Raw genomic sequence first — 15,674 nt, 5'->3', positions numbered from 1 at the left:
CCCACACCATGTATCTTGCGTTGTGCAACCGGCAGGGTGTGCTAATGCTCACGATCGACTTGGAGTGTCCGCGATGGCTGTGAAAAAGGTGTCGTCCCTACGAGCGTCGCTCGTACCGAAGGCCGTGTACGCGGCCGTCTCGGTCGCGCTGCTGACGGCGACGTTCACCAGCGCCTGCTCCAGCGACAGCGGCGGGAGTCCGACGAGCCAGAACCTCAGCGGGCGTGGGCCGATCACCTACGTCGAGGGCAAGGACACCACCGAGACCGGTGCGGTCAAGCAGCTCATCGAGCGCTGGAACGCGTCGCACCCGGACGAGCAGGTGACGTTCAAGGAACAGTCGAACGACGCCTCGCAGCAGTACGACGACCTGGTCGAGCACATGCGGTCCAAGCAGTCCACCTACGACGTCGTCGCCCTTGACGTGCCGTGGACCGCCGAGTTCGCCGCGAAGGGCTGGATCCAGCCGCTGAAGGATTCCTTCGCCATCGACACCTCCGCGCTGCTCTCCCCGCCGGTCGCCAGCGCCACCTACAACAACACGCTGTACGCGGCGCCCCGAAACACCAACGGCGGCCTGCTGTTCTACCGCAAGGACCTGGTGCCGAACCCGCCCAAGACCTGGACCGAGATGATGGCCCAGTGCCCGATCGCCAAGGCACAGAACATCGGCTGCTACGCCGGGCAGTTCGCGCCGTACGAGGGCCTGACGGTGAACGCGGCCGAGGCGATCAACGCCTACGGCGGCAGCTTCGTCGGCGCCGACGGCAAGACCCCGACCGTGAACAGCCCGCAGGCGCGCGCAGGACTCAAGGTTCTGGTCGACGCCTACAAGGACGGCAACATCCCGCAGGAAGCGATCACCTTCAAGGAGCCGGAGAGCGGCACCGCGTTCTCGCAGGGCAAGCTCATGTTCCTGCGTTCCTGGCCATCCACCTACGGTGACGTCGGCGGCGACGCGTCCTCGGTGAAGGACAAGTTCGGTGTCGCCCCGCTGCCCGGCGAGAACGGCGTCGGCGCCTCCACCCTCGGCGGCTACAACGCGGCGATCAGCTCGTACTCCAAGAACAAGGCCACCGCGCTGGACTTCCTGCGCTTCCTGATCAGCGAGGACGCCCAGCACATCGTCGCCTCGGGCGCGCTGCCCTCGGTGCGCGCCTCGATGTACGACGACCCGGCGCTGATCGCGAAGATGCCGTACCTGCCCGCGCTCAAGGATTCCATCGCCAGCGCGGTGCCGCGTCCGGTCACGCCGTTCTACCCGGCGGTGTCGAAAGCCATCCAGGACAACGCTTATGCTGCGCTCAAGCAGTCCAAGTCCGTCGACGACGCGATCATCGGGATGCAGAAGGGCATCGAGACCGCGGGATCGTAGGCGGATAGCGCAACGGACCCGACGAGACCCGTAGGAGAGAGAAACGGTGTCGGATCCTTCGGGAGCGGCCAGCACTGTGCCGAGTGACGAGTTCCTGCCACGCAAGCGTGGCCTCGGCGAGACCCTGGCTTTGGAAATGCGGCGCTCCGGCAAAGCCTGGCTGTTCGTCACGCCGGTGCTGTTGTCGCTGGCGGTGGTCATCGGCTACCCGGTGATCCGGGCGCTGTGGATGTCGTTCCAGAAGGATTCGGGTCTGGACCCGGCGACCGGCATGTTCGTCGAGGGCGGCGGCGCGGGCTTCTCGAACTACACGCACTGGCTGCTGCAACAGTGTCAGGCGGGCGGTGAAACGGTCAGCTGCCCGACCGGCAACCTCGGTTCGCAGTTCTGGCTGGCGATCGGCGTCACGCTGTTCTTCACCGTGATCACGGTGACGCTGGAGGCCACCCTCGGCCTCGGCTTCGCCATGGTGATGGGCAAGACGTTCAAGGGACGCGCGCTGCTGCGCGCCGCGGTGCTGATTCCGTGGGCCATCCCGACCGCGGTCACGGCGCGGTTGTGGGAGTTCATGTTCCAGTACAACGGGGTGGTGAACCGGGTCCTCGGCACGCACATCCTGTGGACCTCCGACGCGTGGCCCGCGCGGTTCGCGGTGATCGCGGCCGACGTGTGGAAGACGACACCGTTCATGGCGTTGCTGCTGCTGGCCGGTCTGCAGGTGATCCCGGCCGACGTGTACGAAGCGGCCAGGGTCGACGGCGCCTCGGCCTGGCAGCGGTTCACCCAGATCACGCTGCCGCTGCTCAAGCCGGCGCTGCTGGTCGCGGTGCTGTTCCGGACCATGGACGCGCTGCGCATGTACGACCTGCCCGCCATCATGACGCTGAGCAACCCGTCAACCCGGGTGGTGTCGATCCTGGTGGTCGATCAGGTCCGGCAGGGCCCGAACAGCGCGGCCGCACTGTCGACGATCACCTTCCTGATGATCTTCGCGGTGGCCTTCGTACTGGTGAAGGTGTTGGGCGCCAACGCAGTCCGCACTCAGGAAGAACAGCGGGAGGCGCACTGATGTCTGTTCGGACTGCTGAAAAGCCTGCCGCACAAGCCGTTTCGTGGACACAACGGCTTCGGTCGGTACGGCTGTACGTCGGTGTGGCCATCGTGCTCATCTGGGGGCTCGGCCCGTTCTACTGGATGACGGTCACCGCGTTCCGCGATCCCGACTACACCTTCGACAGCACGCCGTGGCCGACGCATGTCACCTTCGAGAACTTCCGCAACGCGTTCGACACGAGTCGCGGCAACAACTTCGGCAAGGCGCTGGCCAACAGCGTGATCATCGGCTCGGCCACCACTGTTGCCGCGCTGGTCCTCGGCGTGATGGCCGCATACGCCTTGGCGCGACTCACCTTCCGGGGCAAGTACATCGTGTCCGGGCTGATCCTGAGCGCGTCGATGTTCCCGGTGGTCGTGCTGGTCACGCCGCTGTTCCAGCTGTTCACCAACATCGGCTGGATCGGCAAGTACCAGGCGATGATCATCCCGAACATCTCGTTCGTGCTGCCGATGACCGTCTACATCCTGGCCTCGTTCTTCGCCGAGCTCCCCTGGGAACTCGAGGAGGCCGCGCGGATCGACGGCGCCACCAAGCTGCAGGCGTTCCGGCTGGTGATGCTGCCGCTGGCGGCGCCCGCGGTCTTCACCACCGCGATCCTCGCGTTCATCGCCGCGGTGAACGAATACCTGTTGGCCCGACTGCTTTCCAGCGGCAGCACCGAACCGGTGACCGTCGCGGTGGCCCGCTTCTCCGGCAACGACCCGCTGGTCGAGCCCTACGCCGCGATCATGGCCGCCGGCGTGATGGTGTCGATCCCGCTGGTCATCATGGTGCTGCTGTTCCAGCGTCGCATCATCTCCGGCCTCACCGCGGGTGGCGTCAAGAGCTAGAAACACCGCTCAGCGCACGTTTTTCCGGCAATAGCTGGAATGACGATGTGCCGCAGCGGCCCGGTGATAGCATCGCGGGTCACCCACGGCGCGAGTAAAGTCGTGCCCGTGGGGGCCCATTTCCGATCGTTGTTCGTGCAGGTGAGTTTCGGCCGACGCTCCGGGAGGAGATGATCGTGAGCGAGCGCCAGCGAGTGAACCGGGGTTGCCGCGCGTTCGGACGCACGAGTTGCAGCGAGGCGCAGTCGTGAGTTCGTTCGGCAAGCGGCGACGTAGTGCGAGAGCCAAACCGGAACCCGCGCCCTATACGTCGATCGCCGGTTTCAATGAGCTCGACACCTCGCCACGGCGAAAGCACGCCCGCCCGGCAAAAGAGCCCAAGACCCCGCGGCCGACACCCGATCCGCATCGCCCGCCGCGCACCCGGGGGGAACGCTTCCGGCGCTTGGTGCTCGCCCTGTTCATCATCTTCGGCGCGGTGCCCGCACTCCTTTTCGTACTCGTCTATTGGAGCGCCGAGATCCCCGATCCGGATTCGGTACAGACCAATCAGATCGCCACCGTCCTGGCCGCCGACGGCAGCACCGTGATCGCCAAAGTCGTGCCGCCCAACGGCAATCGGAGCCCGATCCCGCTGGCCGAGGTGCCGCAGCCGGTCCGCGACGCGATGCTCTCCGCGGAGGACCGCAACTTCTACACCAACCCCGGCTACTCGACCTCCGGCTTCCTGCGCGCCGCCCGCGACAACCTGCTCGGCCGCGACAACGCGGGCGGCGGTTCCACCATCACCCAGCAGTACGTGAAGAACGCCTTCCTCGGCTCCGAGCGCACGCTCACCAGGAAAATGCGCGAGCTGGTCATCTCGGCCAAGATGGCACGGCAGTGGAGCAAGGACGACATCCTCGCCGCCTACCTCAACACCATCTACTACGGCCGCGGCTCCTACGGCATCGCCGCGGCGAGCAAGGCCTACTTCAACAAACCGGTGAACCAGCTGACGCTGGCCGAGGGCGCGGTGCTCGCCGCACTCGTGCGCACGCCGTCGATCCTCGACCCGGAAACGCACCTGCCCGACCTGACCGCGCGCTGGAAGTACGTGCTCGACGGCATGGTCGAGATGGGCGTCCTCTCGCCGGGCAACCGGGACGCCACGGTGTTCCCGGCGATCATCCCGCTCAACGAGATCCCCGACGACAACGTGGCCCGCGGCCCCGAGGGCCTGATCCGCGCCCAGGTGGTCCGCGAACTGCGCTCGTCCGGCATCAGCGAACACGAGCTGGACACCGGCGCCCTGCAGATCACCACCACGATCGACGCGAAGGCGCAGCAGTCCGTGCTGGACGCGGTGCATGACCGGCTCGCTGGGCAGCCGCCCGAACTGCGTGCCGCGATCGTGTCGATCGACCCGCGTTCCGGCGCGGTGCGCGCCTACTTCGGCGGCACCGACGGCATCGGCTACGACTACGCCCAGGCGCCGTTGCAGACCGGTTCGGCGTTCAAGCCCTTCGCGGTGGTCGCCGCACAGCAGCAGAGCATTCCGCTGAACCGGCTGCTGGACAGCTCCCCGGTCACCGACCGCGGCACCAAGATCACCAATGTGGACGGTGAGTCATGCGGCCGGTGCACCATGGCCGAGGCGCTGAAGCGCTCGCTCAACACCAGCTTCTACCGGCTGACCATGTCGATGTTCGACGGACCCAAGGCCATCGCCGACGCTGCGCACGCGGCGGGCATTCCGGAGGAGATCCCCGGCGTGGCGGGCAAGACGCTGACCGAGGACGGCGGGCGCCCGCTGAACGGAATCGTGCTGGGGCAGTATCTCGTTCGGCCCATCGACATGGCGTCGGCGTACGGGACGATCGGCGCGTCCGGCGTCTATCACCAGCCATATTTCGTGCAGCGCGTGGTGACCGGCGACGGACGAGTGCTGCTCGACCGTGGCGCGCCCGAGCAGCGAACCGGCAAGCAACTGCCGGACGGCCAGCAGCGCATCCCCAAGGCGATCGCCGAGAACACCACCCAGGCGATGACGCCGATCGCCGCTTACTCCAACGGACACGCCCTGTCCGGTGGCCGGCCGTCCGCGGCGAAGACCGGCACCACCCAGCTCGGCGAGTCCAAGCTGAACAAGGACGCCTGGATGATCGGCTTCACGCCCTCGCTGTCCACGGCGGTCTGGATCGGCACCGAACAGTCGCAGCCGATCCACACCGCCCGCGGCACCGACATCTACGGGTCCGGCTTGCCCGCCGACATCTGGAAACAGGTGATGGACGGCGCGCTCGACGGCACCCCGGTCGAGCAGTTCCCGGCCGCGCCCGGCGCCGCCGCGGCCATCACGCCGCCGTCCGCGAGCAAGCCGTCCGGCGGCACCTACGACATCCTGAATCCGCCGCCCGGCCCGCCGCGGGAGCCGGTGATCATCATCCCGCCCGCGCCACAAACACCTAAGGAAGTGGAAATTTTTCCCGGACTGACCATCCCGGTGCCGGGATAGCGATGATGCTGTGACCTTCCCGCACCCAGGGGAACGGATGACATGGCAGCATCGTTTGCCAGAGTGAGAGCGAACAGCGAGTGTGTCGGACAAGGCCGACGCCGACGCCGCGGGATCGATGCGGAAGGATATGCGCTCGAGCGACGACGCCGCCAATTGGAGACAGACGAGACATAGGGGCTACGCCGGTGGATTTCAATGTCGTTGACCAACCCGAGACGCTGGTGGCGGGAACAGTACTTCGCAGCCCAGCGCTCGCGGTCGAAGGACCGCGCCGCGCGAAAGTCGAAGAGGCGTGGAAGCGCAACCTGGCCCGCCAGCTGCCCGGGCCGCCGACGACCGCGTATGTCGACCACGCGCCGGAAATCAATTCGTATTTAACCCATATCGTCGGCTACCGCTGCCGCGGCGTGGACGACTTATTACCCGGCGACGTGCTGGCCCGGGTGCCCGCGGGCAAATTCGCCCGGTTCATCGCCAGCGGAGACAACCTCGGCGACACCATCGTGCACATCTGGCGCTCGGTGTGGGACGCCGAGGCCGCAGGCCGATTCGTGCGCGCCTACACCGGGGATTGGGAGCACTATCCCGACGCGCGCACGGCCGAAGTATTCGTAGCGCTGGCAGACGATCAAGTCGACGGGTAGGAACAACACTGTGGACTTCGAGATTGTCACGTTGGACGAGAGCCTGGTCGCCGGACTGACCGTCCCGCTCGCCGGACGCGAGGTGACCGCGCGCGACCTCGACCTGGTGAACTTCACCTGGGACCGCTACCTGGCGCGGGAGAAGAGCGTGCCGCGGGTGGCCGCCTACATCGGCCAGAACGACCACGCCGTCGCCGTGCTCGGCTACGAGGTGGCCTCGATGGACGAGATGGACGCGGGCGACGTGCTCACCCGCGTCCCACAGGGCCGCTACGCCAAGTTCGTCGTCTCCGACAAGCCCTACGACCTGTTGCGCACCGCGTGGGCTCAGGTCCGCAAGGCGGAGAGCGCCGGAACCATCACCCGATCCCACACCGCGGAGATCGAGCGCTACACCGGACCGACCTCGGTCGAGGTCTACGTCTCGCTGGACTGATCCGCGAGAACACGCGAAATGAGCCGGGCCCCACGAAAGTTCGTGGGGCCCGGCTCATTCGCGCGCTGCGCTACCGAACTACTCAGCGCTACCGAACTACTCGGCGCCGATGATGAACGCCTCGAGCTGGGTCCGCGCGATGTCGTCGGCGAGCTGCTTGGGCGGGGACTTCATCAGGTAGGCCGAGGCCGGGATGACCGGTCCGCCGATGCCGCGGTCCTTGGCGATCTTCGCCGCGCGGACCGCGTCGATGATGATGCCCGCCGAGTTCGGCGAGTCCCACACCTCGAGCTTGTACTCCAGGCTCAGCGGCACGTCGCCGAAGGCGCGGCCCTCGAGCCGGACGTAGGCCCACTTGCGGTCGTCCAGCCAGCCGACGTGGTCGGACGGGCCGATGTGCACGTCCTTGGCGCCCATTTCCTTCTTCAGGTTGCTGGTGACGGCCTGAGTCTTGGAGATCTTCTTCGACTCCAGGCGCTCGCGCTCCAGCATGTTCTTGAAGTCCATGTTGCCGCCGACGTTCAGCTGCATGGTGCGGTCGAGCTGCACACCGCGGTCCTCGAACAGCTTGGCCATGACGCGGTGCGTGATGGTCGCGCCGACCTGGCTCTTGATGTCGTCACCGACGATGGGAACGCCTGCCTTGGTGAACTTCTCGGCCCACACCGGGTCGGAGGCGATGAACACCGGCAGCGCGTTGACGAAGGCGACGTTCGCGTCGATGGCGCACTGTGCGTAGAACTTGTCGGCCTCCTCCGAACCCACCGGCAGGTAGGAGACGAGGACGTCGACGTTGTTGTCCTTCAGGACCTTGACCACGTCGACCGGCTCGGCCTCGGACAGGTCGATGGTCTCGGCGTAGTACTTGCCGATGCCGTCGAGGGTCGGACCGCGCTGCACGACAACGTCGCTCGGCGGCACGTCGGAGATCTTGATGGTGTTGTTCTCGCTGGCGAAGATGGCCTCGGCGAGGTCGAAGCCGACCTTCTTCGCGTCGACGTCGAACGCGGCGACGAACTTCACGTCCCGGACGTGGTACTTGCCGAATTTGACGTGCATGAGTCCGGGCACGACCGCGGTCTCGTCCGCGTCCTTGTAGTACTGCACACCCTGGACCAGCGAGGAAGCGCAGTTGCCCACACCTACGATGGCGACGCGAACTTCTGTGGCGTTGTCAGCCTTCTTGTCATCACTCATGGCCGATATTTCCCTCTTTCTGTGGTGCCGCCTTCGTCGATTGCTCCGCCGCAATCAACTCGTTGAGCCAGCGCACTTCGCGCTCGCTTGATTCGAGTCCGAGCTGGTGGAGCTGCCGGGTGTAGCGATCGAGTGACCCGCTGGCCTTCTTGATCGCCTCCCGGAGTCCTTCTCGGCGCTCCTCGACCTGGCGTCGCCTGCCCTCCAGAATCCGCATCCGCGCGGTCGCGGGGGTGCGGCTGAAGAAGGCGAGATGAACGCCGAAGCCGTCGTCGGTGTAGTTCTGCGGTCCGGTATCGGCGAGCAGTTCGCTGAACCGCTCGCGGCCCGCCGGAGTCAGTTGGTAGACGCGGCGGGCTCGGCGCGTGACCACGCCCGCCGGAATCTCCTCGGCGATCAACCCGTCCGACTGCATGCGGCGCAGCGTGGGATAGAGCGAACCGTAGGAGAAGGCCCGAAACGCGCCGAGCAGGCCGGTGAGCCGCTTGCGCAACTCGTAGCCGTGCATGGGCGATTCGAGGAGCAGCCCGAGAATTGCCAGCTCGAGCACCGGGCTTCACCTCCCTGACTATGTACAGACCTAACCGATGGATGCGACTCCACACTATATCGGGCCGATATAACTGTGCACAGTCCTGGTCGATATAAACCTGGATCTACCGGGCATCTCATACCCCTGAGCCGGGGCGGCCCCTCGGCAACACCGCTACTCTGGTTCTCGTGCGAATCCAGCGGCAGGTGGTCGACTACGCCCTACGGCGTCGGTCGTTGCTGGCTGACGTGTATGCGGGCCGTGTCGATGTCGCCTCGGTGTGTGATGCGAATCCCTACCTGCTGCGTGCGGCGAAGTTCCACGGCCGGGGGAGCGAGGTCACATGCCCGATCTGCCGGAAAGAACAACTCACGCTTGTATCTTGGGTCTACGGCGACGGTCTCGGACCGGTGGCGGGCTCGGCTCGCACACCGGAGGAGCTGACCCGCCTCGCCGAGACTCGTGAGGAGTTCTCGGTCCATGTCGTCGAGGTATGCCGCAGCTGCAGCTGGAATCATCTGGTGCAGTCTTACGTCCTCGGTACCACGCCGGCGCCAACGCGGCGTCGCACCGGGACCCGGCGCACCGCAGCCGAATGAAGTGCCTGGTCATCTGCCCGTCGGATGACTCGCGGAGCCAACACGTGTCCGCTGCGGTCGAGATGACCGCCCCGAGCCATCCGCAACGTTACGAGTTATGGAGATCTTGTCAGTGAATTCGCCCTACGAGACTTCCCCCTACGGCGATGAACCGCATGGCGGCCGTCCTCCACGGAGTTCACAGCCTGGTCCCAATCCGTATCAGAATCCGCGTCCCGGCCCGCCGCCCGGCCCCGGCCCCGGCCCCCGGCCCGGACCGCCGCCCGCGCAGCGCCCCGCCCCCTACCCGGGGGAGCTTCGTGGCCCGCAGCCGCAGCGTCGTCCCGGTCCGCCCCCGCCGCCGCAGCAGCGGCCGCCGCAGGGCCGACCGAACCCGGCCCCGCCGCCCGGCGCCGGCGCCACCCAGAAGATCGAGCGGAACTCGCTGACCGACGCGGTCTCCGAGCGCAACCGCCGTGGCGGCCCGCCCACCGGGCCGCGGCCGACCGCCGAGCGAGCCCGCCGCGTCGGCGACCCCGGCAACGGCACCGGCGAACGCAGGCAGACCGCAGGTGGTCCGCCGTCCGGCCCGCCCCCGCGCCGCAACGGTGGCAGCGGCGGCGACGGCTCCGGCCCTGGCAAGCGCAAGCCGGGCGCCAAGAAGAAGTCGCCGTGGCGGATCGTGCGCCGGGTCATCTACGTGATGATGGCCATGGCCATCCTGATCCCCAGTGGCGTCTTCCTCATCGCTTACACGACTGTTTCGGTACCCAAGCCCGGTGACCTCAAAACCAATCAGGTCGCGACCATCCTCGCCTCCGACGGCGAATCGGTGATCAGCAAAGTCGTTCCGCCGGAAGGCAACCGGACCGACGTCACGATCGAGCAGATCCCCGCGCACGTCCGCAACGCGGTGATCGCCGCCGAGGACCGGGACTTCTACTCCAACCCCGGCTTCTCGATCTCCGGCTTCGCCCGCGCCGCCAGGGACAACGTCCTCGGCAAGGAAAGCGCCGGTGGTGGTTCCACCATCACTCAGCAGTACGTGAAGAACGCACTGGTCGGCGACGAACGCTCGCTCACCCGAAAGCTGCACGAGCTGGTCATCTCGGCCAAGATGGCGCGCCAGTGGAGCAAGGAAGACATCCTCGCCGCGTACCTGAACACCATCTACTTCGGTCGCGGCGCCTACGGCATCGACGCCGCCGCCAAGGCGTACTTCGAGAAGCCGGTGACGGAACTGACTCCCGCCGAGGGCGCGGTGCTCGCCGCCACCATCCAGCAGCCGTCCGGCCTGGATCCGGAGAAGAACCCGGAGGGCGCGAAGACGCGCTGGAACTATGTACTCGACGGCATGGTCGCCGGCAACAACCTGCCCGCCGCCGAACGGCAGGGCATGCAGTATCCGCGGGTGGCCCCGGTGTCGACGACCAAGGACAAGACCCTGGACACCGGCCCGGAGGGCCTGATCAAGACGCAGGTACTCAAGGAGCTGGCCGCGGAGGGCATCAGCGAGCAGCAGATGAACACCTCCGGTCTGTCGATCACCACGACGATCGATCCGAAGGCGCAGAAGGCGGCCGTCGACGCGGCGCAGAAGAAGATGCAGGGCGAGCCGGAAAAGCTGCGTGCCGCAGTCGTTTCGGTGGATCCGAAGACCGGTGGGGTGAAGGCCTACTACGGCGGTGAGGACGGCCAGGGCTGGGATTACGCCAACGCAGGCCTGCAACCGGGCTCCTCCTTCAAGGTGTTCGGTCTGGCGGCGAATCTCGAACAGGGCGTTCCGCTTTCGCAGCTGTACGACAGCTCGCCGGTCACCGTCAACGGCATCAAGATCACCAATGTCGAGGGTGAAGGGTGCGGTAATTGCACCATCGCCGAGGCACTCAAGCGGTCGCTGAACACCAGCTTCTACCGCATGGAAGTCGACATGGGCAACGGCCCGCAGAAGATCGCCGACATGGCGCACAAGCTCGGCATCCCGGAGAACATTCCCGGCGTCGGCAAGTCGCTCACCGAAGCGGACGGCAACGGCCCGAACAACGGCATCGTGCTCGGCCAGTACGACTCTCGTCCGCTCGACATGGCCTCGGCCTACGCCACTCTGGCGGCCTCCGGCGTCTATCACAAGCCGCACTTCGTGCAGAAGGTGGTCGCCGCCGACGGCACGGTGGTGCTCGATCGCGGTGAGGTGGCCGGCGAGAAGCGGGTCGACGCCGCGGTGGCCGACAACGTCACCGACGCGATGAAGCCCATCGCGGCCTGGTCGCGTAACCACAATCTGGCGGGCGGCCGCGAGTCGGCCACCAAGACCGGCACCGCCCAGCTCGGCGACACCCTCGACAACAAGGACGCCTGGATGGTCGGCTACACGCCGTCCCTGTCGACCGCGGTCTGGGTCGGCGCCGTCGACAGCACGGCGCTGCGTAACTACCAGGGCGGCATGATCTACGGTTCCGGGCTGCCGTCCGACATCTGGAAGGCCACCATGGACGGTGCGCTGGAAGGCACGAAGAACGAGAGCTTCCCGAAGCCCGCCCCGATCAAGGGACAGGCCGGTGTGCCCGCGTGGTCGGCCCCGTTCACCCCGCCGTCCACCACCGAGGCGCCGCCGCTGATCCCGCCGATCATGCTGCCGCCGCAGATCGACACCCCGTTCGGGCCGATCCAGATCCCCGGTGCCCAGCCACGCCCGCAGGCCCAGCAGCAACCGCAACAGCAGCAACAGCGCGAGGACGGACCGACGCCGCTGCCCGGCCAGCCGATGGCGACCGATCCCTCGTCGCCGAGCTCGACCAACTCGCCACGGCCCGGCGCCAACGGATACACCAATCAGGGCGAGAGCACCGGAGCTCCGCCGACCACCCGCAGCAGATAGTCCGAGCCTGCGGCCCCTGGCGCCAGGGGCCGCAGGGTTTCGGTAAAGCCTGCGAGAAACGCAATCCGCACTGCGCGTACCGCCGCTACTCAGCCGAGTGGGGACGACGCGATCCGAACCCATAGCCGAACTCAAGGTAGCGTCGGGTGCCGTGACCGATCAGGAACTGGTGGACCAGCGAACGAACGGGAGCGTGCCGCAATCGGGTGGGGCGTCTTCCGGTGGCGCGCACTACATCGCGCCCGGCCCGCTCGCGCCGGATCTGCGGTCGGCCGACGCACGAGATCGGCCCAGCCGCAACGATTCGCTGACCGCGCAGCTGTCCACCGTCATCGGCGGGCCGGTCGGTGAGCACGCGCTGATCGGGCGGGTGCGGTTCTGGACGCCGATGCGGGTGCTGCTGGCGTTCACCGTGGTGTTCCTCGCGTTCGGCTGGTTCGGCAAGGCCGGCTGCATCCAGCAGACCGGCACCACGGACGGATCGCTCACCCTCGATTGGAACAACGGCCGCCAGTACGTGGCGATGTGCTACTCGGACACCGTGCCGCTGTACGGCGCGGAGCGATTGAACGAGGGCGCCTTCCCGTACAAGAAGGACTGGACCGAGACGACCTCGGACGGTGGCCGGGAAACCCGGTACATGGAATATCCGGTGCTATCCGGTCTGTACCAATATCTTTCGATGCGGATCGCCAAGGCCTGGGATGCCGCGCCGCTACCCGGCGCGCTGCAGGTGGTGATCTACTTCAACGTGGTCGCGTTCGGCCTCGCGCTGGCCTGGCTGGTCACCGTGTGGGCGACCGCGCAGCTGGCCGGGCGCCGGGTGTGGGACGCGGCGCTGGTCGCCTGCTCGCCGCTGGTGATCGTGCACATCTTCACCAATTTCGATGCGCTGGCAACGGCTTTGGCCGCGACCGGGCTGCTGGCCTGGGCGCGCAGACGCCCGGTGCTCGCCGGTCTGCTGCTCGGCCTCGGCGGCGCCGCCAAGCTGTATCCACTGCTGCTGCTCGGCCCGATCGTGGTGCTGTGCCTGCGCGCCGATCCGATGCAGCGGATGCCGAGCACCCAGCTCGGGCTGCGGCTGCGCGATATCGACAGCTGGTCGACGGCGCGGGACTGGATCCGCGAAACCCCTTATCGCGTCCACCTTCTCAGCACCCGGCCGCTCGGTGCCGCGGCCGTGACAGTGTCCGCCGCGCTCGGCACCTGGGTCGTGGTGAACCTGCCCATCGCCGCGCTGTATCCGGACGGCTGGCGGGAGTTCTTCCGGCTCAACACCTCCCGGCACGCCGACCCGGACTCGCTGTACAACGTGATCACCTCGTTCACCGGCTGGACCGGTTTCGACGGGACGCTCACCCACGCGCAACAGCCGGTCATCCTGAACGCGGTGTCGCTGCTGGTGTTCGTGGCCGCGTGCGCGATCATCGGCTACATCGCGCTCACCGCGCCGCAACGACCGAGGCTGGCGCAGCTGTGCTTCCTGGTGGTCGCCGCGTTCCTGCTGACGAACAAGGTGTGGAGCCCGCAGTATTCGCTGTGGCTGGTGCCGATCGCGGTGCTCGCGCTGCCGCACCGGCGAATCCTGTTGGCCTGGATGACGATCGACGCTTTGGTCTGGGCGCCGCGGATGTTCTACTACCTCGGCCTGGACAAGAAGGGCCTGCCCGAGCAGTGGTTCACCGGCACCGTGGTGCTGCGCGACCTCGCGGTGATCGCGTTGTGCGCCTTGATCGTTCGGCAGATCTATCGCCCCGACGAGGACCTGGTCCGCCGCGACTACGTCGACGACCCGATCGGCGGCGTCTTCGACCGGGCACCGGATCCGTTGCTGGCGTGGCTGCCCGAGTTCTTGCGCCCCCGGGTGGCGCCGACCCGCGAGTGGCACTCGCAGGCCGGCGATTCCACCACGCGTAACCACGTAGGGGTAGCGAACGTCGCCGATCCGATTCAGTGGGTGCGCAGGTAACGCGCGAGCAGCGCCGGTTCCTGGGGCAGCAGGTCCAGGTCCAGCTGCCACGGGCTGCCGGTCCACGGATCGAACAGCGGTGTCCCGTCGACAGTCGGCAGGTGCCTGCAGGACTGGGACAGCATCGCCACGGTGCTGTCGCCCGAGTCGGATTCGTCGCTGCCGATGATCACCGTCGACAGCCCGATCAGGTCGCCGCGCATGATCAGCGAACCGATCCGCTGCGCGTCCGAACTCTGGTAGCCGTGCGGGAAGTCGGCGGCGACCAGGATCCGGTGCTCCGACGGCGCACTGCCCATGCCGCTGGTGAAGGCCAATTCGGCCAGTTCGGCCGCCTGCACCAGGGCCTGCAAGCGCTCGGAGATCTCGGTGTGGTCGGTGATCGGCGGCCCGTTCAGCACCGGCGCGAGCAGCCCGGTGAAGCCGCTGAACGCCCCGGTCAGGTCGATGATGTCGACCAGGGTGCGCCGACCGGGGGTCGAGGTGAGCAGCCGCGCGAGCAACGCGCCGACCACCGGCGCGACCGCGCGGGTGGACTCGGTGTCGATCCACAGCGGCCGATTCAACGGCACCGGAACGCAATACGGCACCCGCAGCGTCCCGCGTTCGCGCGCGTACAGCTCGCCGAGCCGGATGCCGTCGCTCGGCGTGATCGGCTTGTCCCAGGCCGGTGCGTCCCAGGACGCCAGCGCGGGCGGCAGCATCAGGTCGGCATCGGCGAGCTCGCGGACGAGTTGCACGCTGTCGCGCTGATGGTTGCTTTCGGCGGTGGCGATCAACTCGTCGTTGCGCTGTTGCGCGGCCCGGCGCGCGGCATCGGCGGCCGGGGTGTTGCGGGTCGCGGGATCCGAGACGGCGACGGACAATTCGTGATCGAGCCGCTTGGCCGCGTAGTCACGGGCCGAGACCAGCGCGGCGGCCGAGCGGGCGGCGTCCTCGAAAATCATCCACAGTCGTTCCAGGCCGTGCCCGACCTCGAGCGGCGCCGCCTTGGCGGAGCGGGCCTCGCTGGCCATCGGCCCGGCCATGGTGTGCACGCCGGGGCCGGGCTGCTGGGTCACGCTCGGCTGCGGCGAGTCGCCGGTCTGTGCCGCCGAACCGGTTTGCGCCGCCGGGTCCGCCGGATCGTCCTCGACCTCGACGCCGTGCGCGGTCAGCAGCACGCCGAGGCCGCCGGAGTAGCCCTGCCCGACGGCGCGCAGCCGCCAGTCGGTGCCGCGGCGGTACACCTCGAGGCAGATCAGTGCCGCCTCGCCGGACGACGGCGTGATCACGAATTCCGCTGCCAGCTGGTCGTTTTCGGACAGCGTCGCGGTCACCGAGCCGAGGCCGCCCGTCCGGCCGGGCACCGCTGGGTCGGCGCTCACTACCAGCAGCACCGCCTTGGCGTCGCCGCGCACCTCGGGCAGCGTGATGGTCACCTGGTCCGCGTCCAGCCGCACCCCCGCGGCGCTCGGCTGGTTGTAGAAGACGAAATCCTCGGTAGCGAAGACCTTGAGATTCTCCGCCACCACCAGCGCCGAAACATCCAGTGCGGCTTCGGCTTTCGCACCGAATCGAACGACTTTACCGGTCAGCGGAATGTTCTGACCGGCCTTCAGTTGAATCACGTTGTCTG

The 15,674-nt window shown here is 67.4% G+C and carries 12 protein-coding genes; 9 read left to right on the top strand and 3 right to left on the bottom strand.

Annotated elements, in window-relative coordinates; all coding sequences use genetic code 11:
• The first annotated feature begins 73 nt into the window (after positions 1–73).
• The 6 genes from ACIBK2_RS27130 (at position 74) to ACIBK2_RS27105 (ending at position 6,902) form a co-directional block, all read left to right on the top strand.
• Positions 74–1,375 (top strand): ABC transporter substrate-binding protein, encoded by a 1,302-nt coding sequence (locus ACIBK2_RS27130; protein ID WP_396971027.1) that lies wholly within the window; start codon positions 74–76, stop codon positions 1,373–1,375.
• 46 nt (positions 1,376–1,421) lie between these two features.
• Positions 1,422–2,444 carry a carbohydrate ABC transporter permease gene (locus ACIBK2_RS27125; RefSeq protein WP_396971026.1) on the top strand — a complete coding sequence of 341 codons (1,023 nt, stop codon included), beginning with the start codon at positions 1,422–1,424 and terminating at the stop codon, positions 2,442–2,444.
• Entirely contained in the window at positions 2,444–3,322 is an 879-nt protein-coding gene (locus ACIBK2_RS27120) for a carbohydrate ABC transporter permease (protein ID WP_396971024.1), read from the top strand. Before ACIBK2_RS27125 ends, ACIBK2_RS27120 begins: the two co-directional genes overlap by 1 nt.
• Positions 3,323–3,569: 247 nt before the next feature.
• Entirely contained in the window at positions 3,570–5,819 is a 2,250-nt protein-coding gene (locus ACIBK2_RS27115) for a transglycosylase domain-containing protein (protein WP_396971022.1), read from the top strand.
• 188 nt (positions 5,820–6,007) lie between these two features.
• Entirely contained in the window at positions 6,008–6,466 is a 459-nt protein-coding gene (locus ACIBK2_RS27110) for a GyrI-like domain-containing protein (RefSeq protein ID WP_379283369.1), read from the top strand.
• A gap of 10 nt (positions 6,467–6,476) precedes the next feature.
• The gene (locus ACIBK2_RS27105) at positions 6,477–6,902 is read left to right on the top strand and encodes a GyrI-like domain-containing protein (RefSeq protein ID WP_357380295.1); all 426 of its coding nucleotides are present in this window, start codon (positions 6,477–6,479) and stop codon (positions 6,900–6,902) included.
• Positions 6,903–6,998: 96 nt separating this feature from the next.
• Here the strand turns inward: ACIBK2_RS27105 and ACIBK2_RS27100 are convergent, their stop codons facing one another.
• On the bottom strand, positions 6,999–8,099 hold the full coding sequence (locus ACIBK2_RS27100) for an inositol-3-phosphate synthase (protein ID WP_396971020.1): 1,101 nt from the start codon (positions 8,097–8,099) through the stop codon (positions 6,999–7,001).
• Positions 8,092–8,649 (bottom strand): PadR family transcriptional regulator, encoded by a 558-nt coding sequence (locus tag ACIBK2_RS27095; protein WP_107653374.1) that lies wholly within the window; start codon positions 8,647–8,649, stop codon positions 8,092–8,094. Before ACIBK2_RS27095 ends, ACIBK2_RS27100 begins: the two co-directional genes overlap by 8 nt.
• 170 nt (positions 8,650–8,819) lie before the next feature.
• On the opposite strand from ACIBK2_RS27095, the gene ACIBK2_RS27090 reads away from it, so the two are divergent.
• From ACIBK2_RS27090 to ACIBK2_RS27080, 3 genes are all read left to right on the top strand, one after another.
• Positions 8,820–9,230: a DUF5318 domain-containing protein gene (locus ACIBK2_RS27090; protein ID WP_191093751.1), complete on the top strand. Its 411-nt coding sequence runs from the start codon at positions 8,820–8,822 to the stop codon at positions 9,228–9,230.
• Between the two features lie 682 nt (positions 9,231–9,912).
• Entirely contained in the window at positions 9,913–12,087 is a 2,175-nt protein-coding gene (locus ACIBK2_RS27085) for a transglycosylase domain-containing protein (protein WP_396971498.1), read from the top strand.
• A 151-nt stretch (positions 12,088–12,238) separates the two neighbouring features.
• Positions 12,239–14,056: a glycosyltransferase family 87 protein gene (locus ACIBK2_RS27080; protein WP_396971017.1), complete on the top strand. Its 1,818-nt coding sequence runs from the start codon at positions 12,239–12,241 to the stop codon at positions 14,054–14,056.
• Here the strand turns inward: ACIBK2_RS27080 and ACIBK2_RS27075 are convergent.
• The gene (locus ACIBK2_RS27075; protein ID WP_396971016.1) at positions 14,038–15,666 is read right to left on the bottom strand and encodes a TerD family protein; all 1,629 of its coding nucleotides are present in this window, start codon (positions 15,664–15,666) and stop codon (positions 14,038–14,040) included. The two genes, ACIBK2_RS27080 and ACIBK2_RS27075, sit on opposite strands and share 19 nt — an antisense overlap.
• Positions 15,667–15,674 lie beyond the last annotated feature (8 nt).

This window comes from Nocardia sp. NPDC050175 (assembly GCF_044459885.1).
Lineage (GTDB): Bacteria > Actinomycetota > Actinomycetes > Mycobacteriales > Mycobacteriaceae > Nocardia.
Note: the sequence above shows the minus strand (reverse complement) of the source record. Positions and strands in the feature narration are given on the sequence as shown.

Excerpts from the sequence above, each read along its gene's own strand:
- ACIBK2_RS27130 (WP_396971027.1), top strand. The coding sequence starts at position 74 with ATGGCTGTGAAAAAGGTGTCGTCCCTACGAGCGTCGCTCGTACCGAAG.
- ACIBK2_RS27120 (WP_396971024.1), top strand. The coding sequence starts at position 2,444 with ATGTCTGTTCGGACTGCTGAAAAGCCTGCCGCACAAGCCGTTTCGTGG.
- ACIBK2_RS27100 (WP_396971020.1), bottom strand. The coding sequence starts at position 8,099 with ATGAGTGATGACAAGAAGGCTGACAACGCCACAGAAGTTCGCGTCGCC.
- ACIBK2_RS27085 (WP_396971498.1), top strand. The coding sequence starts at position 9,913 with ATGATGGCCATGGCCATCCTGATCCCCAGTGGCGTCTTCCTCATCGCT.